We start from the raw sequence: 24,588 nt of genomic DNA, 5'->3' as shown, positions 1-24,588 counted from the left end.
AAAAGGAGATGTTGTCCATGTCAACCATGCAAGACATTGTTAAAGCTATCATGGCTGATCCACAAAATGAGGATTATACAAAAGCTGGCATTGAACCGCTTTTTACGGCGCCAAAAAGCGCCCGTATCAATATTGTCGGTCAGGCTCCGGGAATTAAGGCACAGGAGTCCCGCCTTTACTGGAATGATCCATCAGGTGATAATTTACGGGATTGGTTGGGGATTGATCGGGATACTTTCTACAGTTCCGATAAAATAGCCGTTATCCCTATGGATTTCTATTATCCTGGTAAGGGTAAGTCAGGGGATCTTCCCCCTCGCAAAGGCTTTGCTCAGAAATGGCATCCCTTGATTTTGCAAGAATTACCTGATATTTCCCTAACTCTGCTGATTGGTAATTATGCGCAACACTATTATCTCCAGCAAAAGCCTTCAGTCAAGCTGACCGACAATGTCAAGGCCTATAAGAACTTCCTCCCTGACTTTTTTCCTCTGGTTCATCCGTCGCCTCGCAATAATATTTGGCAAAAGAAAAATCCTTGGTTCAAAGAAGAAGTATTGCCAGACCTCAAAAAACTTGTGAAAGATATTCTTGAAAATGACGCAAAAACTGACCTTTAATGTCGCTACCGCTCAAAAGAAACCCAACAATAAGGATAGCTGTCCCTTTTGTCAGGTAGATAGTCTGGAAAAAATCATCGCTCAAGAAGGCGATATGATTTGGCTAGACAATAAATATCCTGTCCTCGATAAGACCTACCAGACCTTGATCATTGAGTCTGATCATCATCTAGGTGATATCACGACCTACAGCCAAGAACATAATCGCAAGCTTTTTGCTTTCGCCATCAAGGCTTGGCGTCAGTTGGAGGAGAGCGGCCAGTTCAAGACGGTTGGCCTCTTTAAAAATTTCGGCCCCCTTTCCGGCGGATCTCTTCGCCATCCTCACATGCAGGTTATCGGTTTTGACGACCTTGATGCCTATGAGGCTATTGACCTGAAAACCTTTGAGGGAGCTCTGGTCTGTCAAGAGACAGAGCGGTTGGCTCAGGTCACTATTTCCGACCAGCCCATGAGCAGTTTCACTGAAATCAATGTGGCTATAGCAGATAGCGGGAACAGCCATAAGCTGGCTGACACTGTTCAAAAGGTCCTCCGCTATGTTTTAGAGGGTTATTTAAATGGAGCCTGCAGCTCCTACAATCTCTTCTTTTACCATCAGGAGGAAGGTCTCATTTGTAAGGTGGTTCCCCGTTTTGTGGCCTCTCCCTATATGATTGGCTATCATCTGGTTCAGGTCAATTCAGCTGTCAGAGTGGCAGAAGAAGTAGCAGAGTTACAGGCTTTTTTAGAAAAGTAGATGGAGTCTGATCCAGGTTGCTTGGACCAGATTTTTTCTAGCCGGTCGATACACTTATCCTATATTAAAATTATTAGCAAAAGGCTTGCTAGCCCTCTTATAAAATGGTGTACTTTTTCTAAAAGTTTTTTAAGAAAAATATTATGGCTCCGAATCAATTTAACCAAGAGCGAGAGGACCAAGACTTTCCTAACCCTATTTGGACATAAGTCAAAAAAATCTGAGTCTTGTCTCAGATTTTTTTGAGTATGATAATAATTGCAGGCCCCGACGGCAACAGTTTGTTTCTTAATTGTCCGCCATCTATTTTCAAGCTTGGTCTGAACCAGCTGCTTCCAGACTGGTTCATTTCCCTAAGCAGAACTGACTAAAGAGTTGGGTGATTAGTTCATCAGGAGCTGCATCACCGGTGATTTCTCCCAGAATTTCCCAGCAGCGTGTCATATCAATCTGGAGTAGGTCAACTGGCATACCTGCTTCCAGTCCCTTGTTGACGTCTTTCAGGCTGGCCAAAGCCCTTTCTATCAGAGAAATATGGCGGGAATTGGATAGGTAGGTGGCATCCTTTTCCACTAGACCAGCATTATCAAAGAAGAGGTCATTAATCCTTTCTTCAATGAGGTCAATATTTTGATTTTTTAAAACCGAAATTTGGATGACATCATCGGGCAGCTGATCTAATTCAATCTTCTGGGGTAAATCAGTTTTATTGATAAGAATAATACGCTTGCTATCCTTGCTGATATCCAGCAAGGCGCGATCTTGATCGGTCAAACTTTCTGAACCGTTGAGAACAAGAAGGACTAAATCCGCCTCAGCCAGAGCTCTTTTGGAACGCTCAACCCCGATTTTTTCAACGATGTCATCGGTTTTGCGAATTCCAGCAGTATCAATCAATTTGAGTGGAACGCCCTTGATGTTGACATACTCTTCAATAACATCGCGGGTGGTTCCTTCAACATCGGTGACAATAGCCTTGTCTTCCCGCAAAAGATTGTTAAGCAGGCTGGATTTGCCGACATTGGGCCGTCCGATGATGGCTGTTGAAATCCCTTCACGAAGGATTTTACCTCGCTTAGCGGTAGCCAGCAGGCGAGTTAACAGAGCCTCAAACTCTTGAGTCTTTTCCCGCATTAGGGCTGTGGTCATTTCTTCCACATCGTCATATTCAGGGTAGTCAATATTAACTTCTACCTGAGCCAGAGTATTGAGAATTTCCTGACGGGTATTATTGATGAGATTTTTGAGGGATCCATCCAACTGACTGACCGCAATATTCATGGCCTTATCAGTCTTAGCTCGGATCAAATCCATGACAGCCTCGGCCTGAGTTAAATCTACTCGGCCATTGAGAAAGGCCCGCTTGGTAAACTCACCGGGCTCAGCCATCCTAGCACCTGACCGAAGCAGCAGCTGAAGAATTTCATTGGTGACAGCAACACCTCCGTGGGTATTGATTTCGACAACATCCTCCCGCGTGAAGGTCTTTGGTGCCCGCATGACAGAGACCATGACTTCATCAATAATCTCGTCATTTTCAATAATATGGCCGTAGTTAATAGTGTGAGAAGGGACCTTTTCTAAATCCTTACCTTTAAAAACGCTCTTAGCAATAGTAACAGCCTGACTGCCGGAGAGTCGGACAATACCAATAGCTCCTTCACCTAGGGGCGTTGAAATCGCTGCAATGGTATCAAATTCTTTTGTAATGGCCATAAGTCCTTCCTTCATGATTAAGATACTGTCATTGTATCGCAAGCCTCAAGGGATAGCAAGTGATAAAATCACCAGCCTCAGTTGGTACTTAAAGCCTTTTCATGATATAATAAGTTGATTAAAAAGAGAGGGAAAATAGCATGCAAAATATGGATGACTTGAAAAAGCAAGCGGGTGTCAAAGCTGCCCAGTATGTCAAAGACGGCATGGTCGTCGGTCTGGGAACGGGTTCAACCGCTTATTATTTTGTCGCCGAGATTGGCCGCCGAGTTCAAGAGGAAGGGCTGCAAGTAATTGGCGTAACAACGTCAAGTCGGACGACTGCCCAAGCCCAATCTTTAGGTATTCCGCTCAAGTCTGTTGATGAGATTGATAGCATTGATGTCACCGTTGACGGGGCTGATGAGGTGGATCGTGACTTTAATGGCATCAAAGGTGGCGGCGGTGCCCTCCTGATGGAAAAAATTGTGGCGACCCCAACCAAGGATTATATCTGGGTGGTTGATGAGAGCAAGTTGGTTGAGACTCTGGGGGCTTTTAAGTTACCAGTTGAAGTAGTTCAATACGGAGCAGAACGGCTTTTTCGGGATTTTCAAGCCAAGGGTTATAAGCCGGCCTTTCGCCAAAAGGATGGTCAGCGTTTTGTGACCGATATGAAAAACTTTATCATCGACCTAGATTTGGGAGTGATTGAAAATCCTTTGGCCTTGGGACAAGAACTTAAAGCTATGACTGGTGTGGTGGAACACGGCCTGTTTAATGGAATGGTCAACAAGGTCATTGTTGCTGGCCAAGAGGGCGTAAAAATTTTAGAAAGTCACTAATTGTGGTGTCCAAGTGTGATCTGAGAATGACTGGTGCGCAGATTCAAAGATCAAACTTGGATTCAACCATGCAGAATATATTGATAGCTCAGCTATCTTAGAAAAGAGACGGAAATGTCAAAATTTGATCGTATTCACTTAGTTGTTTTAGATTCAGTTGGGATTGGTGCAGCACCAGATGCTAATAATTTTTCCAATGCTGGTGTGCCAGATGGTGCCTCTGATACCCTAGGCCACATTTCTAAGACTGTTGGACTTGATGTGCCGAATATGGCTAAAATAGGCTTGGGTAATATCCCTCGTCCTCAGGCCCTCAAGACGGTTTCAGCAGAAAGCAATCCAAGCGGTTATGCTACTAAGCTGGAAGAAGTGTCACTTGGTAAGGATACCATGACTGGTCACTGGGAAATTATGGGACTCAATATTACTGAACCTTTTGATACTTTCTGGGACGGTTTTCCGGAAGAAATCATCACTAAAATTGAAGAGTTCTCAGGACGCAAGGTTATCCGTGAAGCCAACAAACCTTATTCAGGAACTCAAGTTATTGCGGACTTTGGTCCCCGCCAAATGGAAACCGGTGAACTGATTATCTACACTTCAGCTGACCCAGTTTTACAGATTGCGGCGCACGAAGACATCATTCCACTTGACGAACTCTATCGTATCTGTGAATATGCACGCTCGATTACCTTAGAACGTCCTGCTCTTCTTGGGCGTATTATTGCCCGTCCTTACGTTGGGGAACCAGGAAACTTTACTCGAACAGCTAATCGCCGCGATCTAGCCGTTTCTCCATTTGCTTCAACTGTCCTCAACAAATTGGACGAAGCTGGTATTGACACTTATGCCGTTGGTAAAATCAATGATATTTTCAATGGTTCAGGCATCAATCACGACATGGGGCACAACAAGTCTAACAGCCATGGTGTTGACAATCTTATCAAAGCTATGAAGTCGCCTGACTTTGAGTACGGCTTCTCATTCACCAATCTGGTAGACTTCGACGCCCTCTACGGTCATCGGCGCAATGCTCACGGTTACCGCGATTGCCTGCAAGAATTTGATGGTCGTTTGCCAGAAATCATTGCAGCTATGGGTGACAATGATCTTCTCATGATTACAGCTGACCACGGTAATGACCCAACTTACGCTGGTACCGACCATACTCGTGAATACATCCCACTCTTGGCCTACAGTCCAGCCTTTAAGGGTAATGGCACCATTCCAGTCGGTCACTATTCAGATATCTCAGCCACCATCGCTGAAAACTTCGGTGTTGACACAGCTATGATTGGCCAAAGCTTCTTAGATCAGTTGGTGTAGGGAAAACAAACTATTTGAACCAGTATTAAGGGAAAAGGCGATGCCTTGGCTGACCGTACTAAAAAATTCACTTCAGAAAAATCTGCTCAAACTCAGGAAATAAGTCAGGAAGCTCTTTCAAACACTTTGGACTGGGCCTACTCAAAGACTGTTAAAGGAATACTGGGCCAACCATCTATAACTTAATTTGTGGATGACTACCTAGCAAAAAGTAAGCGTGCTGATGAAGCTATTGACAAGATCATTAAGTTTCAAACTACAAAAGCTGCTGTTTCTGGATTTGTCACAGACTTCGGAGGTGTTTTGACATTACCTGTAACGATTCCTGCGAATATATCTTCGGTTATTTTATTCCAGATGAGGGTGGTAGCAGCTATTGCCAGTATACGAGGCCATGATTTACATAGCGATCAGGTTCAAAACTTCGTATATGCTATTAGCCGGTTCTTCCGTAGCTGATATTATTAAAAAGTCTGGGATAACAATCAGTAATAAGTTGGCTATTAGTGCTGTCCGAAAAATCTCTGGAACTGTTCTAACCAAAATAAATCAAGCTGTTGGGTTTAGATTGGCAACTAAATTTGGAACCAAAGGAGTTGTTAATCTGGGGAAACTGGTGCTAGTAGCTGGTGCAGGAGTAGGAGCTATTTTTGATGATACTGCCACAAAGGCTATTGCTCGAATGGCTAAGAAAACTTTTACCGATGATGGCATTGATTTGGGGAATGGTGATGTCATTAGCAAAACAAACACTAATCAGTAAGTTTTTAGATACTAGAAAGAAGGTCGTCCATGCCAACATCTATTGAAAAGGTTGAACGCCTGATTGATCAAATCAATAAGCTTCACTTAGCTTATTCCCGGGATTATTTTGAGACCGGTAAAGTTGAGAAGGTCAACCTCTCTCATACTTTTTCAAAAGTACCGACTGAGCATATTTTGTCTTACCGCCTTAACCTCCACGAGTCTATCAACGATTATCTGTATCGGGCTGATGTCAAGGATATTAATTTTTACTATCGAGTAAAGACAGCTGAGTCCATTTTAGATAAAATTGAAAGGTACAAAGCTCGAGATACTCAGTACCCCGTTAATAATATTCTGAATGATATCTTTGGAGCTCGTATGATTTTGACCTCTGAGCAAGTTAGTCAAGTCCTTAATTCACTAGATATCTGGAAAGAAAAATTTGGTCTGAAAAACTGGTACTTACGTGATCTGGATGGCTACATCGGTATCCATATCTATTTCAAAAATAGCAGCAATTTCTACTATCCTTGGGAGTTGCAGATTTGGGATGAGAAGGATGCTGAAGCCAATATCAAAAGCCATCAAGACTTTAAGCGGTCATTTGTAAATTAAGAAAGAGGAAGCTATGACACTAATTGAAAAAATCCAGCAAACCCGTGATTTCTTACAAGATAAAGGTATGACAGCTCCTGAATTTGGTCTGATTCTTGGATCAGGTCTGGGTGAACTGGCAGAAGAAGTCGAAAATGCCATCGTTTTGAATTATGCTGACATTCCTAATTGGGGCCGTTCAACGGTTGTCGGCCATGCTGGTAAGCTAGTCTATGGTGACTTGGCTGGCCGAAAGATCCTGGCTCTGCAAGGCCGTTTCCATTTCTATGAGGGCAATCCCCTAGAAGTGGTTACCTTCCCAGTTCGAGTTATGAAGGCTCTTGGCTGTCAAGGTGTCCTCGTTACCAATGCTGCAGGCGGCATTGGTTTTGGTCCAGGAACACTTATGGCTATTAGCGATCATATCAATCTAACAGGACAAAACCCGCTGATTGGAGCTAACTTAGATGACTTTGGTCCCCGTTTTCCTGATATGTCCAATGCCTACAGCAAAGACTATCGGAAGGCAGCCCACCAAGCAGCTGATAAGCTCGGTATTAGGCTGGATGAAGGCGTTTATATCGGTGTATCAGGACCTTCCTATGAGACACCGGCCGAAATCCGAGCCTTTAAGACCATGGGAGCTGATGCTGTTGGCATGTCAACCGTACCAGAGGTGATCGTAGCAGCTCATTCAGGCCTTAAAGTCTTAGGAATTTCAGCTATCACCAACCATGCCGCTGGTTTTCAAGCTGAACTTAATCACGAAGAAGTGGTAGCAGTCACTCAGAGAATTAAAGCCGATTTTAAGCAGTTGGTCAAGGCAGTTCTAGCAGAACTGTAGGAGGCAACCATGCGGGTCCATTTTGTTATTCATGAGCCATACGAAGCACCAGGAGCTTACTTAGCTTGGGCAGCTCTGCGGGGACATGAGGTGTCTTTCACCAAGGTCTACCAATTTGAAAAACTACCTAATACAGTTGATGATGTCGACCTCTTGATCGTCATGGGAGGGCCCCAGAGCCCGACCTCTACTCAGGAAGCATTTCCTTATTATAATGCTCAAGCAGAAATCGATCTGATTAAAAGGGCTATTGACGCTGACAAATATATCATTGGAGTCTGTCTAGGAGCGCAACTTCTAGGTGAAGCTTATGGGGGAACCTGTACAGCCAGTCCAGAGCGAGAAATCGGTAATTTTCCGATTGAACTCACCGATGCCGGACAGGCAGACTCCAGATTATCCCATATCCCATCAGGCCTTGTCGTTGGCCATTGGCACGACGATATGCCAGGCATGATCAAGGGTGCTCAGGTTCTGGCAACTAGTCAAGGCTGCCCTAGGCAGATTGTCCGTTATACGCCTAAACATTACGGCTTCCAATGTCATTTGGAATTGACTAAAGATTTGGTGGCTCAGCTCTTGAAGCAAGAAACTGATATTGAAGGCGAAAGCCGAAGGTATACTTATGTGCAGGATACTAGGACTATTCTCACCTACGACTATGACCAGATGAATCAGGTTCTCTACGAGTTTTTAGATAAACTGCTTAGTACTTAATTCCATAAACGATTTAGAAGAGATGAGAATGTGTCCAAGTCATTTGAACACGAGCGGAAAATTTGGAAATAGATAAGACTTATAAGAGTGACAGACGCCCATGAGGACTGTGCTCTAGCCCATAATATATTTAACCTCTGAAGGCTATATATCAAAAGCTCTGCTGCGTATGAACTATTTTTGTGAGATGAACCGCTTGACGCAGCGGTTGGAGTGAGGCTTGCTGGCTGTGCCTAGAAGTCTTACTCCTAGTTCATTAGGTGTCTTAGTACCTCCTCGATTTTCTAATTTCCAGTCGCTTTCTGGTCACTCTCAAGATCTTTCACAATAAAAATAACAGAAAGGCGGGTGTAGCCTGTAGTCAGTGTAACTGAATACGAGAGCTGAGGACTTGAATAAAAAGATAATCGCCGGCAAAAGTCATGATTTTCGAGCGATTCTCTCTTTGGTCTGTGTCCTTTTACACCCTTTATATCTTAATTATGTCTATCCATATTGAAGCGACCCAAGGTCAAATTGCTGATAAAATCCTACTGCCAGGAGATCCCCTGCGGGCAAAATTTATTGCTGAAAACTTTTTAGAAAATGCCCAATGTTTTAACAAGATTAGAGGCATGCTAGGCTACACCGGAACCTACAAGGGTGAAAAGGTCTCTGTCATGGGAACTGGTATGGGAATGCCATCTATCTCCATCTATGCCCACGAATTGATTGTTGATTACGGTGTGAAGAAGCTGATTCGCGTTGGAACAGCGGGTTCGATTGACCCAGATGTTCATGTGCGTGAGCTGGTTCTGGCCCAAGCTGCAGCGACCAATTCCAATATCATTCGCAATGACTTCCCAGAGTATGATTTTCCACAAATCGCTGATTTTGACTTACTGGACAAGGCCTATCACATTGCCAAAGACCTTGGGCTGACGACCCATGTTGGCAGTGTCCTGTCATCAGATGTCTTTTACTCTAATATGCCCGAGCGTAATATGAAACTGGGGACACTGGGGGTTAAGGCCATCGAAATGGAAGCAGCAGCTCTCTATTATTTGGCAGCTCAATACCATGTTCAGGCCTTGGGAATCATGACTATATCTGACAGTGTAGTCAACCCAGAAGAAGACACGACAGCCCAAGAGCGCCAAACAACCTTTACCGATATGATGACCGTTGGCTTAGAAACATTGATTCGTTAAGATGAAACAGCAGACTTTGGAAGATACACTAGAAATTCTGATTAATCACTATGATTATGCTTCTGCTTATGGTTTGCTGGAGCAGCAGCAGATTGCCCCGGATGTCAAAAAGTTGATTTATCTCATGAAAAAACGTCGTCAGCTGGATATTGAGGAAATTTGTGAACCAGCGACGCTTAAATATTTTCAAGAGACTTATCGGTTTCAGTTGGCAGTCAATCCTAAAGACGAGGAGCAGTTGGCCAACTACATTATGGACTTGCAGGCTAAGGTGATGACTGAAGACATTATCGATTTTGTTCGGGCAGTCAGTCCTATCATCTACCGTTTATTCATGCGATTGATTGCTGGTAAAATTCCCGACATTCAGGATTATGTGGCCAATTCTAAAGATGCTCAATATGACATGTGGAGATTTTCCAAGATGGAAGAGTCACCTCAGCAGGTTTTGATTGATTTTTCCAAAACGTGGCATGACTCCAGAGTGACTTCCAGAAGTCTAGTGGCCCTGATTGCTCTTTTGCCGATTTCCGATTCGCTCAAGAAAGATGTGGTCTTCCTTAGGAATATGGAAAAGTCGGTCCGCAATCCTCTGGCTCATCTGATTAAGCCATTTGATGAAAAGATCTTGCATGACACAACAGGTTTTTCCTCCCGCTCCTTCTTGGAGATGATTATCAAGTTAGCTCGTCATACTGGCATCAACTATCAAGAAAGCCCCTTTTACTTTGACCAAATTAATCGGCTGATTAGCTCACTCTTATAAACCAAAAGGATAAAAATTTTTATGAATTATTTGATTACCTTTCTCATTTCCATGATCCCCCTTGTCGAATTACGGGGAGCCGTCCCCTATGGTATAGGTACGGGGCTGCCCATGTGGCAGGCTCTTGTCATCGCTGTTATCGGCAATATGTTGCCCGTCCCTATAATCTTTTTCTTCGCTCGCCGTGTACTGGAATGGGGAACTGACAAGCCTGTCATTGGTGGCTTCTTTAGTTGGTGTTTGAAAAAGGGCCATAATGGTGGCCAGAAGTTAGCCAAGAGCGCTGGTGACAAGGGGCTTTACTTCGCCCTCTTCCTCTTTGTTGGCATTCCTTTGCCGGGGACAGGAGCTTGGACTGGCACCCTAGCAGCCTCCATTCTTGACCTCAAATTCAAGAACAGTATCATTGCTACTATGGCAGGTGTTGTTTTGGCCGGTTTCATCATGGGCTTCGGCTCGGTATTTGTCAAGAGCTTTTTCTAGACATGGAAAAAGGCTGGGAAAAGTATTCCAGCCTTCTATTTTTGCAGTAATAACAGTTTGACGCAGTGGTTGATTGGGAGGTCCTAAACCCTTGCTCTGCAAGTGTTAGCGGCCATCCTAATCAACTGTGCGGGGTTGAGACAACGAAGTCTATTTATATAAAAAATTGACTTCTGTCCCACTCCCTTTTTATATGTGTTCTTGAGCGGAGATTACTACATTTTTTGGTGCAGACATTGCAGAGTAGTTCAACAGTCCACTGGACTGTTGAAGGGGGAGCCTGACAATGGGACTGCGCCTCAAGCTAAGGGATCGTCAATCAGCAGTGCTTCATTGGTGTTAAAGCACCTAATGAACTGTGCAGGGGTAAGGATTCTTGGCCGAGCACAAGTCTTACTTCCAACCACTGCGTCAATCTGCTAAATCTAGAACACTACTAACGAGTCTGGTCTTTTGTCCCAGACTCGACTTTTTAAATTTTTCTTTGTGGTGCGCAACGACTCCGTATCTTAATCAAATTTCACTTCCTCGAGCAGATAGTCAATAAAACGTTCGCCCATTTTGGATAGGTTGGCCTTTTCATGTTTGAGGTAAACAATATCAATTTGATCATCAACTTCCAGTGGGATAGAGACAATATCATCACCGTTGAGGTTACTGTTAAGAATACCAGTCGCAATAGTATAGCCATCCAGACCAATCAGAAGATTAAAGAGAGTAGCTCGGTCAGAAACGACAATGGATTTTTTATGAGGAATCTGCGACATAATCTCTTCTGAGAAGTAGAAGGAGTTGTGCAACCCTTGTTCGTAGCTGAGGTAGGGGAAATCTTCAAGGTCACTGAGGCTGACCGATTTTTTGCCGGCTAAGGGATTGGACTTGCTGACAAAAATGTGAGGTTGAGCAACAAAGAGGTTGGTATAAGTCAGGTGATTGTCATCAAACATCTTGGTCAGAACATCGCGGTTGTAGCTGTTGAGAAAGAGTACTCCAATTTCCGAGCGAAAGTTCTTGACATCATCAATGATTTCATAAGTCCGAGTCTCTCGCAGAAAGAGTTCATACTGGCTCATATCTGCCCCTTTGAGCAGGGAGACGAAAGCATTGACGACAAAGGCATAGTGCTGGGCTGAGACACTAAAGAGTTCGCGATTATGATCCTTGCTCTTATAGCGTTCCTCCATGAGATTAGTTTGTTCCACAACCTGACGAGCGTAGGAGAGAAACTCCATACCGTCCTGAGTCAGGGTAATCCCTTTAGGATTGCGGTTAAAAATCTTAATGTTCATCTCCCTCTCCAAATCCCTCACAGCGTTTGAGAGGCTGGGTTGGGTGATGTAGAGCTGTTTAGCAGCTTCATTCATACTGCCGGTTTCGACGATTTTGATAATATAATGTAATTGTTGAATTCGCATAGACCTATTCTAACATAAAATAGCTATAGTTTCAGGCTATAGCTATGATATAGAATTTGTGGCCGATAGACACCAGATTCACTTAAGCCTAAGTCTAGGAATTGCCTTGTCCGGTCCCTTATTTTTACTGACATTTGAAAGGGCTTATGGTATAATTTTAACAGACAAATTGTGAAAGGAAGCTTTTCCGATGAAAGGTATTATTCTTGCAGGTGGGTCTGGGACTCGCCTCTATCCATTGACCCGTGCGGCTTCAAAACAGCTCATGCCTGTTTATGATAAACCCATGATTTATTACCCTCTCTCTACCTTGATGTTGGCGGGAATTAAGGACATCTTAATTATTTCGACACCGCAAGATTTGCCTCGTTTCAAGGAATTGCTCCAAGATGGTTCTGAATTTGGTATTAACTTATCCTATGCCGAACAGCCTAGTCCAGATGGTTTGGCACAAGCCTTTATCATCGGTGAAGAATTTATCGGTGATGACAATGTAGCCTTGATTTTGGGGGACAATATTTACTATGGCCCAGGTCTCAGTCGGATGTTGCAAAAGGCTGCCAGCAAGGAAAAGGGTGCAACCGTCTTCGGTTATCAAGTCAAAGATCCAGAACGCTTTGGGGTTGTTGAATTTGACGAGGATATGAATGCCGTTTCCATCGAAGAAAAGCCTGAGCATCCTAAGTCTCATTATGCTGTGACAGGTCTTTATTTCTATGATAATGATGTCATCGAGATCGCCAAAAATATTAAGCCAAGTCCTCGGGGGGAATTGGAAATTACCGATGTCAACAAAGCCTATCTCGATCGTGGCGACTTATCTGTTGAGGTTATGGAACGCGGTTTTGCTTGGTTGGATACTGGGACTCACGAAAGTTTGCTAGAGGCTGCCCAGTATATCGAAACCGTCCAACGGATGCAAAACCTACAGGTAGCTAACTTGGAAGAAATTGCCTATCGTATGGGTTATATCACCAGGGAGCAGGTACGTGAACTCGCACAACCTCTCAAGAAAAATGAATACGGACAATACTTGCTCCGTTTGATTGGAGAAGCTTAATGACAGAAGGATTTTTTGAAAAGAAACTGGCTGCTCGTAAGATTGATGCCATTCCTGGCATGATTGAATTTGATATCCCTGTTCATGGAGATAATCGCGGTTGGTTCAAGGAAAATTTTCAAAAAGAAAAGATGGTGCCGCTCGGTTTTCCAGAAAGTTTTTTTACGGAAGGAAAACTCCAAAACAATGTCTCTTTCTCTCGTAAGCATGTTCTGCGGGGGCTTCATGCCGAACCTTGGGATAAGTATATTTCAATAGCTGATGAAGGTAAAGTTTTGGGCTCTTGGGTTGATTTGCGGGAAGGCGATAGCTTCGGACATGTCTATCAAACAGTTATTGACGCCTCCAAAGGCATCTTTGTCCCCCGTGGCGTTGCCAATGGCTTTCAAGTCCTGTCTGACAAGGTTGCTTACAGCTACCTCGTCAACGATTATTGGGCATTAGAACTCAAACCTAAATACGCTTTTGTTAACTACGCTGATCCAAGCTTAGGTATTAAATGGGAAAACCTTGAAGAGGCAGAAGTCTCAGAGGCAGACAAAAATCATCCACTGCTCAAAGATGTTAAGCCATTGAAAGCAGAAGATTTGTAAGGAAGAGGCCTTATAATTTTCTCATGTGGCAAATGGTGCCCCTCTTGAGATCAAAGGGAAATCACACCGAGCAAGCAAGTTACATACTTCTCGCTAAGGGACATAGGGCGAACAAAGTGAGCCACTAATCGACAGTTTCTGTCGTGGTGAAAATATGGGCAATCCTGAAACCTTGGATTCAGAATTGAGTCAATGAAATCCAGTCTTTAGACTGACTTAAAAGTCCTTGGCAGCAGAGTTGGCAAGGCAGACTTTCATAGGCACTTTTAGACTGAGTTCATGACGACTCCACTCCTAAGGAAACTGTCAAAAAAGAAAAAGCAAAAAGGAAAAATCATGTCTGAATACAAAAATATTATCGTAACCGGTGGCGCTGGTTTCATCGGTTCAAACTTCGTTCACTACGTTTACAACAATCATCCAGATGTTCATGTGACTGTCCTTGACAAACTCACTTACGCTGGTAACCGCGCTAATCTTGAAGAAATTCTTGGCGATCGTGTTGAGTTGGTTGTTGGAGATATTGCTGACGCGGAATTGGTTGACAAATTAGCAGCCAAAGCGGATGCTATTGTTCACTATGCGGCTGAAAGCCATAATGATAATTCACTTAAAGATCCATCACCATTTATTTACACTAATTTTGTTGGGACCTATACGCTTTTAGAAGCTGTCCGCAAGTACGACATTCGCTTCCACCACGTTTCAACAGACGAAGTTTACGGCGATCTTCCACTTCGTGAAGACTTACCAGGTCACGGTGAAGGTCCAGGGGAAAAATTCACACCGGATACTAAGTACAATCCTTCATCCCCTTATTCATCAACCAAGGCTGCCTCTGACTTGATTGTCAAGGCCTGGGTGCGGTCTTTCGGTGTCAAGGCCACTATTTCCAACTGCTCAAACAACTATGGTCCTTACCAGCACATCGAAAAATTCATTCCACGCCAAATTACCAATATCCTATCTGGTATCAAGCCAAAACTTTATGGAGAAGGTAAAAATGTTCGTGACTGGATCCACACCAACGACCACTCAAGCGGAGTTTGGGCAATTTTGACCAAGGGCCGTATCGGTGAAACCTACCTGATTGGTGCTGACGGTGAAAAGAATAACAAGGAAGTACTTGAACTGATCCTTGAGAAAATGGGACAGCCAAAAGATGCCTATGATCACGTTACAGACCGTGCAGGTCATGATCTGCGTTATGCTATTGACGCAACTAAGCTTCGTCAAGAATTGGGCTGGACACCTGAGTTCACCAATTTTGAGGCAGGCCTAGAGGATACCATTAAGTGGTACACTGAGCATAAAGATTGGTGGAAGTCTGAAAAAGAAGCGGTCGAGGCCAATTACGCTAAGACACAAAAAGTTTTGAAATAAGGGAAACGGGCTCGCAAGCCTGTTTTTTAATAGCCTCACTGAGGACCTGAGGCTTAATTTTACTAGCATTTTATGGTAGAATAGAAAAAAATAAGAAGTAAGGGAAGTAATTATGGAGCAAATCCTGCAAGATTATCAACAACTATTGCATAAACTAGCCGTCACTCGGCATTACCTACATTTGTTTGAAACCGAATTGAGTATGATTCAGCATGAACCATCACTGTTGGAATTCTCGGTTGAAACAGTTTTGATTAAGCCAGAAATCGACAAGATTTTGGAAGCCTGCCGGCCACTTAAGCGTCAAGAGGAAAAGGTTCAGGCCCTGTCTTGGTATGACGAGCCATCTTTTCGCTTAATGAATAGTTCGTTGGATGTCGTGGGAGACTGGCTGTCACAGCTGGCCTTCTTAGAAGAAGTAGCTGTTGCTCAACCATTTTTCTATAACCTTTTAGATCAGGACCGAGCTAAGTCTTTTGGTATTTTAGTTGACCTCTTTGGCAGTTTGCAGGTTGCTAGTGCAGCTCTCAAGGAAGAGTATGAACGCCCTTATGAAGTTTTGACAGATCACTCTAAAAAGTAAAATTTATGACCTTTAAAACAGTCCAGAGAGGCTAAAAAGGGAACCGATAAAGGCTGGAAACTGTGGTTTTCTGTCCCTATTTGCGCGACCTTGCCCTCTGGGTGAGGTCTTTTTGTTAGAAAGGACAGCTTATGCAAGCACAAAAAAAGCCAGCTATTCTCAAGGAAAACCTCAGAGTAGTCAGTCAGACTGAGATTGCTCCTAGGATTTTTAAGATGGTCCTAACTGGTCAGATGGTCCAAGAGATGAAGGAAGGCCAATTTCTTCATCTGCGCGTGCCCGATCCCAGCAAGCTTTTACGGCGACCAATTTCTATCTGCGATATTGACCGAGAAACTCAGCAAGTCAGTATAATTTATCGGGTTCAGGGCATGGGGACAGAACTCTTGTCCCAGTTAAAATCTGATGATTTTGTAGACACTATGGGGCCTCAGGGAAATGGTTTTGACCTATCAGTGGTTAATCAGGGTGATAAAGTCCTCCTTATTGGCGGTGGTATCGGTGTTCCGCCGCTTTATGCGACTGCTAAGGCTCTGGCACAAAAAGGGGTAGAAGTGACAGCTGTTTTAGGCTTTGCCCATAAAGCGGCAGTGATTTTAGAAGAAGAAATGCAGCGAGTCGCCAAGGTAGTGATTACTACGGATGATGGCTCTTATGGGATTCAGGGCTACGTCTCAACGGTCGTTGATAAAATGACCGACGATTTTGCAGCTATCTATTCCTGTGGGGCACCGGGGATGCTCAAATATGTTGATAAGAAATTTGCTAATCACCCTCATGCTTACATGTCTTTGGAAGAAAGGATGACTTGCGGAATGGGAGCTTGCTATGCCTGTGTCGTTCATCTCAAAGACAGATCCGAAGCTGCCAATAAACGAGTTTGTGAGGATGGGCCTGTCTTTAAAACAGGTAGTGTCGTACTCTAGGAGGTTACTATGACTGAAAATCGTTTAGCTGTTTCTTTGCCAGGTTTAAAATTGAAAAATCCTATTATCCCGGCTTCTGGCTGCTTTGGCTTTGGTCAGGAATACGCCAAGTATTACGATCTTGACAAGTTGGGCTCCATTATGATTAAGGCAACGACGAAGGAAGCACGCTTTGGCAACCCAACTCCGCGTGTTGCTGAAACACCGTCTGGCATGCTCAATGCCATTGGACTTCAAAATCCCGGTGTTGATACTGTTTTAGCAGAGAAACTTTCTTGGCTGCAGGAGCATTATCCTGATTTACCCATTATCGCTAATGTTGCTGGTTTTTCTAATGAGGAATATGCCTATGTTGCTGGAAGGATTTCACAGGCGCCAAATGTTAAAGCAATTGAGCTTAATATCTCTTGTCCCAATGTCGACCACGGGAATGCCGGCCTTCTGATTGGTCAGGTTCCTGAATTGGCTTATGCCGCTACCAAGGCAGCTGTTGAGACTTCCCAAGTTCCTGTTTATGTTAAATTAACACCTAGTGTCGCTGATATTACGCAAGTAGCCAAAGCGGTAGAAGATGCTGGTGCCACCGGTTTTACCATGATTAACACCCTAGTGGGCATGCGCTTTGACTTACAAAGCCGAAAACCTATCATTGCCAACGGAACAGGCGGCATGAGCGGTCCAGCAGTCTTCCCCGTTGCCTTAAAATTGATTCGTCAGGTTGCCCAGAACTCCAGTCTTCCTATTATTGGCATGGGCGGGGTTGACAGTGCTGAAGCAGCTATTGAAATGATGATAGCCGGAGCCTCAGCAATCGGTGTTGGTACAGCTAATTTTACCGACCCCTTTGCCTGCCCTAATATTATTGCTGACCTACCCAAGGTTATGGATAAGTATGGCATTGAGAGTTTAGAAGAGCTGAGAAAAGAAGTTCGGAAAAGCTTACAATGCTAATATTATTAATTTAAACCAAAACTGGTTTCATTGAACCATCTGAGTGGAGAATTGTTACAGTTTTGTCACTCAGATGGATATTTTTAATGGATAAAAGCCAGTTTTCTCTAAAAGAAAAAAGTCAAAACCACCCGTTTTGGACTGACTTCCAAAAGTTAGGTTTTAAAAACCTAGCGACTGGAGGTACAGGTTATTTATGGGTGGTTTTGACTTTTTTAAATACTGTTTCAAAGCTAATTAGGAATTAGAAAAGTATTCACATTTCATTACCAAATTTTTTAATTGATAGAGTTGCCAACCATTTCTCAATAGCTTCTATAAGTATAAGTTGCTGTTGCAAAACAGCAATTCCTGTTTCTGGTATCTCATGTAACTTGCTTTTCTCTTTAAGATTTTCTTCAAGGTAGGCTTTAAGAGCTGCTACATTCGTGGAGATGGCTTCAATACAGTGTTTTTGATTTGTTGGAGATAAACTATCTAAATTAACTATAACAGCGTTGAAATCTAAGAAAATTCTTATGGGATTGGACGCAATACTAAACATAAGGTTTTCAAATTCTTTCTCTCCCGCTTCTGTTAAAGAATAAACTGTTTTTGGAGGCATTTTTCCTTCTCGTGACGTTGTTGCTTTTATTAATCCCTTTTTCTCCAATTGCAGTGTTTTTTTATAAATAGAAGGTGTACTAATTTTTACCCATTTAGATATATTGCGGTATTCTACTAATTTTTGAATATCATAGGCCCCCCTAGATTCTTGCTTTAGCATTCCTAGTACAATCAAATCAATTGTTGACATAAAAGAACCTCACTAACTTCAAATAGTAATACACTTCATAATATTTGAATTTGCAAATAATGTCAAGGGATATGAAATCATAAAAGTTGTATTATTTGTTGACACATAGTATAAATTATAGTATTATTTATTCAGTTATACTATAAAGTATACTACTATAAAATATATTCAGGAGGTTGAGATGGAACAATCAAACAAAAAGTTGGCACTATTAAGTTCTACGCCAATACCGAAAGCACTTATGGCATTAGGAATACCTATTATGATCGGGATGCTTATCAATGCTTTCTACAATTTGGTAGATGCTTATTTTGTCAGTGGTCTAGGAGATACTTCAATGGGGGCCATCTCGATTGTTTTTCCACTTGGTCAAGTCATTGTTGGCTTGGGTCTAATGTTTGGTAATGGAGCGGCTTCATATTTATCAAGATTACTAGGAAAAAATGATAGAAAAACTGCTAATGAAGTAGCTAGTACAGCTCTATATAGCAGCCTTTTCTTAGGAGCTATTATTATTATTTTAATTACCTTATTTTTACGACCAATATTAGGAATGCTTGGAGCAACAACCTCGATTATGCCTTATGCTATGTCATACGCTAGAATTTTTGTTGTTTCTTGTATTTTTAATGTTTTTAATGTCAGTATGAATAATATCGCAGCTAGTGAAGGTGCTGCCAAGACAGCTATGAGTGCTCTGCTGTTAGGAGCTGTCCTTAATATTATTTTGGCTCCGATTTTTATTTATACACTTGGCATGAAAGTTGCAGGTGCAGCCATTGCGACAACAATCGCTCAATGTGCTTCTACTTTGCTTTATTTGAGATATATTTTGCAAAAGAAAAGTAGTTTTGGATTTAAGTTAACCGATTTTAGATGGTCGAAACAACTGTATTCAGAGATTTTAAAAATCGGAATTCCAACATTAGTCTTTCAAGTTTTAACAAGCCTTTCTATTGCTTTAATCAACCGTTCGGCAAAGCAATATGGGGATGCTGTTATTGCGGCTATGGGGGCTGTCACAAGAGTGACTACCATGGGGACTCTTGTAGTTTTTGGATTCTTAAAAGGTTTTCAACCCATTGCAGGCTTTAGTTATGGGGCGAAAAATTTTAATCGATTAAGAGAAGCTATTAAAACGTCTATTTACTGGTCTACAATTTTTTGTGTAGTTACAGGGTTACTCATGGCCTTGTTGTCTAAACAGATTATTGTACAGTTTGCTAATGGAAATACAGATATGATCTTAGCAGGGGAGAAATCGTTTGTAGCTAATGGTTTTTCATTTTTCCTTTTTGGATTTTATACAGTTTATTCATCACTATTTTTGGCCTTAGGGAAGGGCACTGCGGGCTTTATTCTAGGGGCATGTCGACAAGGTATTTGTTTTATTCCTGTGATTTTTATTCTACCTTCATTGTGGGGTATAAATGGTGTCTTATATGCACAACCAATTGCTGATGTCTTGACTGCCTTGGTCACGGTTATCATGGCAAGACAACTGCATAAAGCTCTTTCTTTATCTGAAGCAGATATCCAATGATAAGTATAATGGAAAGGTAATGCTAAAGTAAATTTGAATCAATCCTGTTATTGTTTATTCTGTTTGTCTCAAATGATTTATCTTTGACTAACCTTTTGAAAATATTTAAACGTTACAATAGAGTTAAGCCTATACCTATTAAAGTTCACAAATGGAATTACCCCTTACAGCATTTGATTGACAGTTGAGCACCTGTAAGTTACAATAGAACCAATAATAAACCTTTAAGTTCAGTCCAGAGAGGCTAGCAAGGGAACCATGATATAGGGGTGGGGATTGCCCTGATTTTTGTCATACCTTGCCTCTTTGGCAAGGTTTTTTCTATGACTCGGCCCTTAGTGAGATAAATTGAACTTAGGTCTTGCCTTGATTCAGTTTGAACGAAAGTGAAAATGAGTTAGTTAAGACAAGATGGTTGGCGCTTATCAAAAACAGAAATTTGCTGCCAAACAAGTCTTCTATTTATCTGCCAATAGAAAGGATATTTAAAACAGTTATGAGAGAATCACGCCCTATCGTCGCTCTAGATTTTCCTTCCTTTGAAGCGGTCAAAGAATTTTTAGACCGTTTCCCTCAGGAAGAAAAGCTCTATGTCAAGATTGGTATGGAACTTTACTACGGGGCAGGCCCTGAGATTGTTTCTTATGTCAAATCACTGGGACATTCCGTCTTTTTGGATTTGAAATTGCATGATATTCCCAATACGGTCAAGTCTGCCATGGCAGTTTTAGCTAAGCTTGGTGTGGATATGACTAATGTCCATGCAGCTGGTGGTGTTGAAATGATGAAAGCTGCCAGAGAAGGTTTAGGAAAGGGTCCTAAATTGATTGCTGTGACTCAGCTGACGTCTACATCTGAGGAGCAGATGAGAGACTTCCAAAATATTCAGACCAGTCTGGAAGAGTCGGTCTTGCATTATGCCCAGAAGACGCAAGAAGCTGGTTTAGACGGCGTGGTCTGCTCAGCTCATGAAGTGGCTAAAATTAAGGCAGTAACCTCTGAAGACTTTATCTGCTTGACCCCGGGCATCAGGCCCGCTGGTTCAAGTGTCGGTGATCAAAAGCGGGTGATGACCCCAGCTGATGCCTACAGAATTGGTTCTGACTACATCGTGGTTGGACGGCCTATTACTCAAGCTGAGGAGCCTGTCGCAGCCTATCAAGCTATTAAAGCTGAGTGGAATGCTCAAGCCTAAAACTGACAAGCTAACCTAATCCCCAATTTAGAACGGAGAAACTTTATGACATTAGCATCACAAATTGCATCAGATTTACTAGATATCAAGGCGGTTTACCTCAAGCCTGAGGAGCCATTCACTTGGGCTTCAGGCATTAAATCCCCAATCTATACAGACAACCGTATCACTCTCTCCTATCCTGAAACCCGCACTTTGATTGAAAATGGCTTTGTTGAAAAAATCAAGGAAGCTTTTCCAGAGGTTGAAGTGATCGCCGGAACAGCGACAGCTGGGATTCCTCACGGAGCTATTATTGCGGACAAGATGAATCTGCCTTTTGCTTATATCCGCAGCAAACCCAAAGACCATGGTGCGGGAAACCAAATCGAAGGTCGGGTTGCCAAGGGTGAAAAGATGGTCATTATTGAGGATCTGATTTCAACTGGTGGCTCTGTATTAGAAGCTGTCGCAGCTGCTGAGCGCGAAGGAGCCGATGTTCTTGGTGTAGCAGCCATTTTCACCTATGAGTTGCTCAAGGCTGATAAAAACTTTGCTGATGCAGGAGTTAAATTGGTAACCCTGTCCAACTATTCTGAACTCATCAAGGTAGCCAAGGTTCAAAGCTATATCAATGCCGATGGTCTACAACTGCTGAAAAAATTCAAAGAGAATCAAGAAACCTGGCAGGATTGATTCTGTCGCTGTAAGAAAGAGAAAAGTAATAGGAGGTTTCAATGGCTTTTGGCAATTTCACCAAGCGGGAACTGCTGGATTGGCTGGTCGATCTGACTGGAGCCGAAGAGGCTTATCCCTTTACACGTGAGAAAAGTAAGGATACACCGGTCATTCGGCATCGCCGCAATCAAAAAATGTTGGCGCTGGTGACACAAAAAGACGGAAAACTGCTGCTCAACCTCAAACTCCAACCCGAACAGGTAGAGATGATGATGGATACCAAGGGCGTTATCCCAGCTTATCACATGAATAAAAAGCACTGGCTCAGCGTTTTAGTCAATGAAACTGAGCTGAGCGAACCTGAACTTGAGGCTATGGTACTGGAAAGCAGCCGTTTAACACGTTAGGAGGTTAATGATGAAAATTACAGTTCCTTTTGAAAATAAAATTATCCCAGATCGTTATAGCAAGCACACTAATGAACTTGAATTGGGAAATGCTGTCGTATCCTTCCCTTTTTCCATAGAAGATGTACCCGCAGGGACTAAGACCTTTGCTTGGTCTTTTGTCGATTATGATTCCATTCCAGTCTGCGGTTTTGCCTATATTCATTGGACAGTTGCTAATGTTCCTGCTGCTAAGACTGTGATTGAGGCAGATTTTTCCCGAACAGACAGCCAGCACCTTCATGGCAAAAACAGTCTTGTCAGCAAATTTTTATCAACAGATTTTTCGGCTATTGAAGATAATTACATCGGGCCTTACCCGCCAGATAAAGATCACCTTTATACGCTAAAAGTTTATGCTCTGGATACTGAGCTTGCACTTGAGCGTGGGTTCTACCTTAACGAGCTTATGCATGTCGTTGAAGGTCATATCTTGGCCGAAGCTGAGATTGATTTGGTCGGTAAAGTCTGATTTTGAGCTAAGAAAGGATGCTACCTATGGAACATTCAAGCTGGCATGAGCTGATTAAAGCTCAGTTACCCGAACATTATTTTGGAAAAATCAATGCCTTTATGGATCAGGTTTACGCTCAAGGTGTCGTCTATCCGCCGCGGGAAAAAGTTTTTAATGCCATTCAAACGACACCTTTGGAAAAGGTTAAAGTGGTTATTATTGGTCAGGATCCCTACCATGGTCCCAAGCAGGCTCAGGGTCTATCGTTTTCAGTTCCTGAGGACATCCCAGCCCCACCGTCTCTGCAGAATATTCTCAAAGAGTTAGCACAGGATGTTGGTTTGCGTGACCATCACGATTTGACGCCTTGGGCTAAGCAGGGTGTACTCTTGCTCAATGCTTGCTTGACAGTACCAGCTGGTCAAGCTAACGGTCACCAAGGCCGGATTTGGGAACCCTTTACAGATGCGATTATCAAGGTTGTCAACGAACAGAACAATCCAGTTGTCTTTATCCTCTGGGGTGGTTTTGCCCGCAAGAAGAAGGCTTTGATTAGCAATCCCATTCATCATATTATCGAGTCTCCTCATCCTAGCCCGCTGTCGGCTAATCGTGGTTTCTTTGGCTCGCAGCCGTTTTCTAGAGCTAATGAGTTTTTGAAGGCAGATGGAATTGAACCGGTAGACTGGCTTCGATGAAAGGGAGGACGTAAAGCATGTTATTAGTTAAAAATGGCCGAGTGATGGATCCCAAAACGCAATTCGATAAGATTTGTGATATCTTGGTGGATGGTGATAAAATTGTCAAAATAGCTGAAGCTATTGATGTAGCAGATGCACAGGTTATTGATGCGACTGGTCTAGTGGTGGCCCCAGGGCTAGTTGATATTCACGTCCATTTCCGCGAACCCGGTCAAACTCACAAAGAAGATATTCATACTGGAGCTCTAGCTGCAGCAGCAGGAGGGGTAACGACGGTGGTTATGATGGCCAATACCAATCCAACCATTTCGGATCTTCCTACCCTCAAGGAAGTTTTGACCAGTGCGGCTAAGGAGAACATCCATATCTACACCAACGCTACGATTACCAAAAGTTTTGACGGGCAGAATCTGACGGACTTTAAAGCTCTTTTAGAGGCAGGAGCTGTTTCCTTCTCGGATGATGGGATTCCTCTGAAAAGTAGCAAGGTGGTCAAAGAAGCCCTAGAATTGGCCAAGGAGAATAACACTTTCATTGCCCTGCATGAAGAAGATCCAGAACTCAATGGTATTCTTGGTTTCAACGAAACTATCGCCCGTGAGAAGTTTGGTTTCTGCGGAGCAACAGGTGTGGCTGAATATAGCATGATTGCGCGTGATGTTATGATTGCTCATGCAACAAAAGCGCCTCTTCATATCCAGCACTTATCAAAAGCTGAATCTGTCCAAGTTGTTAAATTTGCCCAAGAACTGGGGGCTCCTGTAACAGCAGAAGCAGCTCCCCAGCACTTCTCTAAGACAGAAGACCTCCTTTTAGTCAAGGGAGCCAATGCCAAGATGAACCCGCCTTTGCGGACGGAAAGCGATCGCCTAGCTGTGATTGACGGACTCAAATCGGGAGTGATTTCAGTCATTGCGACTGATCATGCCCCTCATCATAAGGACGAAAAAAACGTTGAAGATATAACCAAGGCGCCCTCAGGCATGACTGGGCTGGAAACCTCGCTTTCGCTGGGATTAACGAACTTAGTAGAGACTGGTGATTTGAGTCTTATGGACCTTTTGGCCAAGATGACCAGCAATCCAGCAGCTATGTATGATTTTAATGCTGGCTATCTGGCTGAAAATGGTCCAGCCGACATTCTGATATTTGCGGATAAGGAAGATCGTCTGATTTCGGATCAGTTCGCTTCCAAGGCCTCAAATTCGCCCTTCATCGGAGAGACTCTCAAAGGTGTGGTTAAGTATACTATCTGCGATGGTCAAATTATTTATCAAGCATAATCGTGAAAAGACTAGGAGTTATCAGCATCATCTAGT

At 43.0% G+C, this 24,588-nt stretch carries 26 protein-coding genes and 1 pseudogene; 24 read left to right on the top strand and 3 right to left on the bottom strand.

Features of this window, described 5'->3' with window-relative positions; translation table 11 throughout:
• Window positions 1-17 precede the first annotated feature (17 nt).
• Together STRCR_RS09180 and STRCR_RS09175 are read left to right on the top strand one after the other, a co-directional pair.
• On the top strand, window positions 18-620 hold the full coding sequence (locus tag STRCR_RS09180; protein WP_004229650.1) for a uracil-DNA glycosylase family protein: 603 nt from the start codon (window positions 18-20) through the stop codon (window positions 618-620).
• Window positions 598-1,359: a DUF4931 domain-containing protein gene (locus STRCR_RS09175; RefSeq protein ID WP_004226193.1), complete on the top strand. Its 762-nt coding sequence runs from the start codon at window positions 598-600 to the stop codon at window positions 1,357-1,359. Before STRCR_RS09180 ends, STRCR_RS09175 begins: the two co-directional genes overlap by 23 nt.
• A gap of 345 nt (window positions 1,360-1,704) precedes the next feature.
• Here STRCR_RS09175 and mnmE read toward each other — a convergent pair whose 3' ends face one another.
• Window positions 1,705-3,075, bottom strand: coding sequence for a tRNA uridine-5-carboxymethylaminomethyl(34) synthesis GTPase MnmE (mnmE, locus tag STRCR_RS09170; protein WP_004228866.1), 1,371 nt, complete (start codon window positions 3,073-3,075; stop codon window positions 1,705-1,707).
• A gap of 149 nt (window positions 3,076-3,224) precedes the next feature.
• On the opposite strand from mnmE, the gene rpiA reads away from it, so the two are divergent.
• The 9 genes and pseudogenes from rpiA to STRCR_RS09125 all read left to right on the top strand — a co-directional run bounded on the left by rpiA (window position 3,225) and on the right by STRCR_RS09125 (window position 10,566).
• On the top strand, window positions 3,225-3,899 hold the full coding sequence (gene rpiA, locus STRCR_RS09165) for a ribose-5-phosphate isomerase RpiA (protein WP_040805043.1): 675 nt from the start codon (window positions 3,225-3,227) through the stop codon (window positions 3,897-3,899).
• Window positions 3,900-4,013: 114 nt separating this feature from the next.
• Complete coding sequence (locus tag STRCR_RS09160; protein WP_003048869.1) at window positions 4,014-5,225, top strand: phosphopentomutase; 1,212 nt, start codon at window positions 4,014-4,016, stop codon at window positions 5,223-5,225.
• 24 nt (window positions 5,226-5,249) lie between these two features.
• Window positions 5,250-5,988: pseudogene (locus STRCR_RS09155) on the top strand (EcsC family protein).
• 29 nt (window positions 5,989-6,017) lie between these two features.
• Window positions 6,018-6,587, top strand: coding sequence for a nucleotidyltransferase family protein (locus tag STRCR_RS09150; RefSeq protein WP_004226898.1), 570 nt, complete (start codon window positions 6,018-6,020; stop codon window positions 6,585-6,587).
• Window positions 6,588-6,600: 13 nt separating this feature from the next.
• Window positions 6,601-7,410 carry a purine-nucleoside phosphorylase gene (locus STRCR_RS09145; RefSeq protein ID WP_004225424.1) on the top strand — a complete coding sequence of 270 codons (810 nt, stop codon included), beginning with the start codon at window positions 6,601-6,603 and terminating at the stop codon, window positions 7,408-7,410.
• 9 nt (window positions 7,411-7,419) lie between these two features.
• Window positions 7,420-8,127 carry a glutamine amidotransferase-related protein gene (locus STRCR_RS09140; protein WP_004229804.1) on the top strand — a complete coding sequence of 236 codons (708 nt, stop codon included), beginning with the start codon at window positions 7,420-7,422 and terminating at the stop codon, window positions 8,125-8,127.
• Window positions 8,128-8,609: 482 nt separating this feature from the next.
• Window positions 8,610-9,317, top strand: coding sequence for a purine-nucleoside phosphorylase (gene deoD / locus STRCR_RS09135; RefSeq protein WP_004229574.1), 708 nt, complete (start codon window positions 8,610-8,612; stop codon window positions 9,315-9,317).
• 1 nt (window position 9,318) lies between these two features.
• Window positions 9,319-10,083, top strand: coding sequence for a hypothetical protein (locus STRCR_RS09130; protein ID WP_004226841.1), 765 nt, complete (start codon window positions 9,319-9,321; stop codon window positions 10,081-10,083).
• 21 nt (window positions 10,084-10,104) lie between these two features.
• On the top strand, window positions 10,105-10,566 hold the full coding sequence (locus tag STRCR_RS09125; protein WP_004225422.1) for a COG2426 family protein: 462 nt from the start codon (window positions 10,105-10,107) through the stop codon (window positions 10,564-10,566).
• Between the two features lie 509 nt (window positions 10,567-11,075).
• Here the strand turns inward: STRCR_RS09125 and STRCR_RS09120 are convergent.
• The gene (locus tag STRCR_RS09120) at window positions 11,076-11,981 is read right to left on the bottom strand and encodes a LysR family transcriptional regulator (protein ID WP_004225516.1); all 906 of its coding nucleotides are present in this window, start codon (window positions 11,979-11,981) and stop codon (window positions 11,076-11,078) included.
• A gap of 190 nt (window positions 11,982-12,171) precedes the next feature.
• On the opposite strand from STRCR_RS09120, the gene rfbA reads away from it, so the two are divergent.
• The 6 genes from rfbA (at window position 12,172) to STRCR_RS09090 (ending at window position 17,477) form a co-directional block, all read left to right on the top strand.
• Window positions 12,172-13,041 carry a glucose-1-phosphate thymidylyltransferase RfbA gene (gene rfbA, locus STRCR_RS09115; RefSeq protein ID WP_004229242.1) on the top strand — a complete coding sequence of 290 codons (870 nt, stop codon included), beginning with the start codon at window positions 12,172-12,174 and terminating at the stop codon, window positions 13,039-13,041.
• The gene (locus STRCR_RS09110; RefSeq protein WP_004227768.1) at window positions 13,041-13,634 is read left to right on the top strand and encodes a dTDP-4-dehydrorhamnose 3,5-epimerase family protein; all 594 of its coding nucleotides are present in this window, start codon (window positions 13,041-13,043) and stop codon (window positions 13,632-13,634) included. The genes rfbA and STRCR_RS09110 overlap by 1 nt, the downstream gene beginning before the upstream one ends.
• A gap of 336 nt (window positions 13,635-13,970) precedes the next feature.
• Window positions 13,971-15,017: a dTDP-glucose 4,6-dehydratase gene (gene rfbB, locus STRCR_RS09105; RefSeq protein WP_040804621.1), complete on the top strand. Its 1,047-nt coding sequence runs from the start codon at window positions 13,971-13,973 to the stop codon at window positions 15,015-15,017.
• Window positions 15,018-15,129: 112 nt separating this feature from the next.
• Window positions 15,130-15,600 carry a hypothetical protein gene (locus tag STRCR_RS09100; protein WP_004227605.1) on the top strand — a complete coding sequence of 157 codons (471 nt, stop codon included), beginning with the start codon at window positions 15,130-15,132 and terminating at the stop codon, window positions 15,598-15,600.
• Between the two features lie 131 nt (window positions 15,601-15,731).
• Window positions 15,732-16,526: a dihydroorotate dehydrogenase electron transfer subunit gene (locus tag STRCR_RS09095; protein ID WP_004226157.1), complete on the top strand. Its 795-nt coding sequence runs from the start codon at window positions 15,732-15,734 to the stop codon at window positions 16,524-16,526.
• Between the two features lie 9 nt (window positions 16,527-16,535).
• Entirely contained in the window at window positions 16,536-17,477 is a 942-nt protein-coding gene (locus tag STRCR_RS09090; protein WP_004229818.1) for a dihydroorotate dehydrogenase, read from the top strand.
• A gap of 256 nt (window positions 17,478-17,733) precedes the next feature.
• Here the strand turns inward: STRCR_RS09090 and STRCR_RS09085 are convergent, their stop codons facing one another.
• On the bottom strand, window positions 17,734-18,273 hold the full coding sequence (locus STRCR_RS09085; protein ID WP_004226166.1) for a PadR family transcriptional regulator: 540 nt from the start codon (window positions 18,271-18,273) through the stop codon (window positions 17,734-17,736).
• Window positions 18,274-18,454: 181 nt separating this feature from the next.
• On the opposite strand from STRCR_RS09085, the gene STRCR_RS09080 reads away from it, so the two are divergent.
• From STRCR_RS09080 to STRCR_RS09050, 7 genes are all read left to right on the top strand, one after another.
• On the top strand, window positions 18,455-19,816 hold the full coding sequence (locus STRCR_RS09080) for an MATE family efflux transporter (protein ID WP_004227939.1): 1,362 nt from the start codon (window positions 18,455-18,457) through the stop codon (window positions 19,814-19,816).
• Between the two features lie 496 nt (window positions 19,817-20,312).
• Window positions 20,313-21,011: an orotidine-5'-phosphate decarboxylase gene (gene pyrF / locus STRCR_RS09075; RefSeq protein ID WP_004227934.1), complete on the top strand. Its 699-nt coding sequence runs from the start codon at window positions 20,313-20,315 to the stop codon at window positions 21,009-21,011.
• A gap of 45 nt (window positions 21,012-21,056) precedes the next feature.
• Window positions 21,057-21,686: an orotate phosphoribosyltransferase gene (gene pyrE, locus STRCR_RS09070; protein WP_004228975.1), complete on the top strand. Its 630-nt coding sequence runs from the start codon at window positions 21,057-21,059 to the stop codon at window positions 21,684-21,686.
• 41 nt (window positions 21,687-21,727) lie between these two features.
• Entirely contained in the window at window positions 21,728-22,075 is a 348-nt protein-coding gene (locus STRCR_RS09065; protein WP_004225595.1) for an MmcQ/YjbR family DNA-binding protein, read from the top strand.
• 10 nt (window positions 22,076-22,085) lie between these two features.
• Entirely contained in the window at window positions 22,086-22,586 is a 501-nt protein-coding gene (locus tag STRCR_RS09060; RefSeq protein ID WP_004226726.1) for a YbhB/YbcL family Raf kinase inhibitor-like protein, read from the top strand.
• A gap of 26 nt (window positions 22,587-22,612) precedes the next feature.
• On the top strand, window positions 22,613-23,266 hold the full coding sequence (locus STRCR_RS09055; protein ID WP_040804618.1) for a uracil-DNA glycosylase: 654 nt from the start codon (window positions 22,613-22,615) through the stop codon (window positions 23,264-23,266).
• Between the two features lie 17 nt (window positions 23,267-23,283).
• Complete coding sequence (locus STRCR_RS09050) at window positions 23,284-24,552, top strand: dihydroorotase (RefSeq protein ID WP_004225912.1); 1,269 nt, start codon at window positions 23,284-23,286, stop codon at window positions 24,550-24,552.
• The last annotated feature ends 36 nt before the right edge of the window (window positions 24,553-24,588 follow it).

It is taken from the genome of Streptococcus criceti HS-6 (assembly GCF_000187975.2).
Classification (GTDB): domain Bacteria; phylum Bacillota; class Bacilli; order Lactobacillales; family Streptococcaceae; genus Streptococcus; species Streptococcus criceti.
This window is presented reverse-complemented; position numbering and strand designations above follow the sequence as displayed.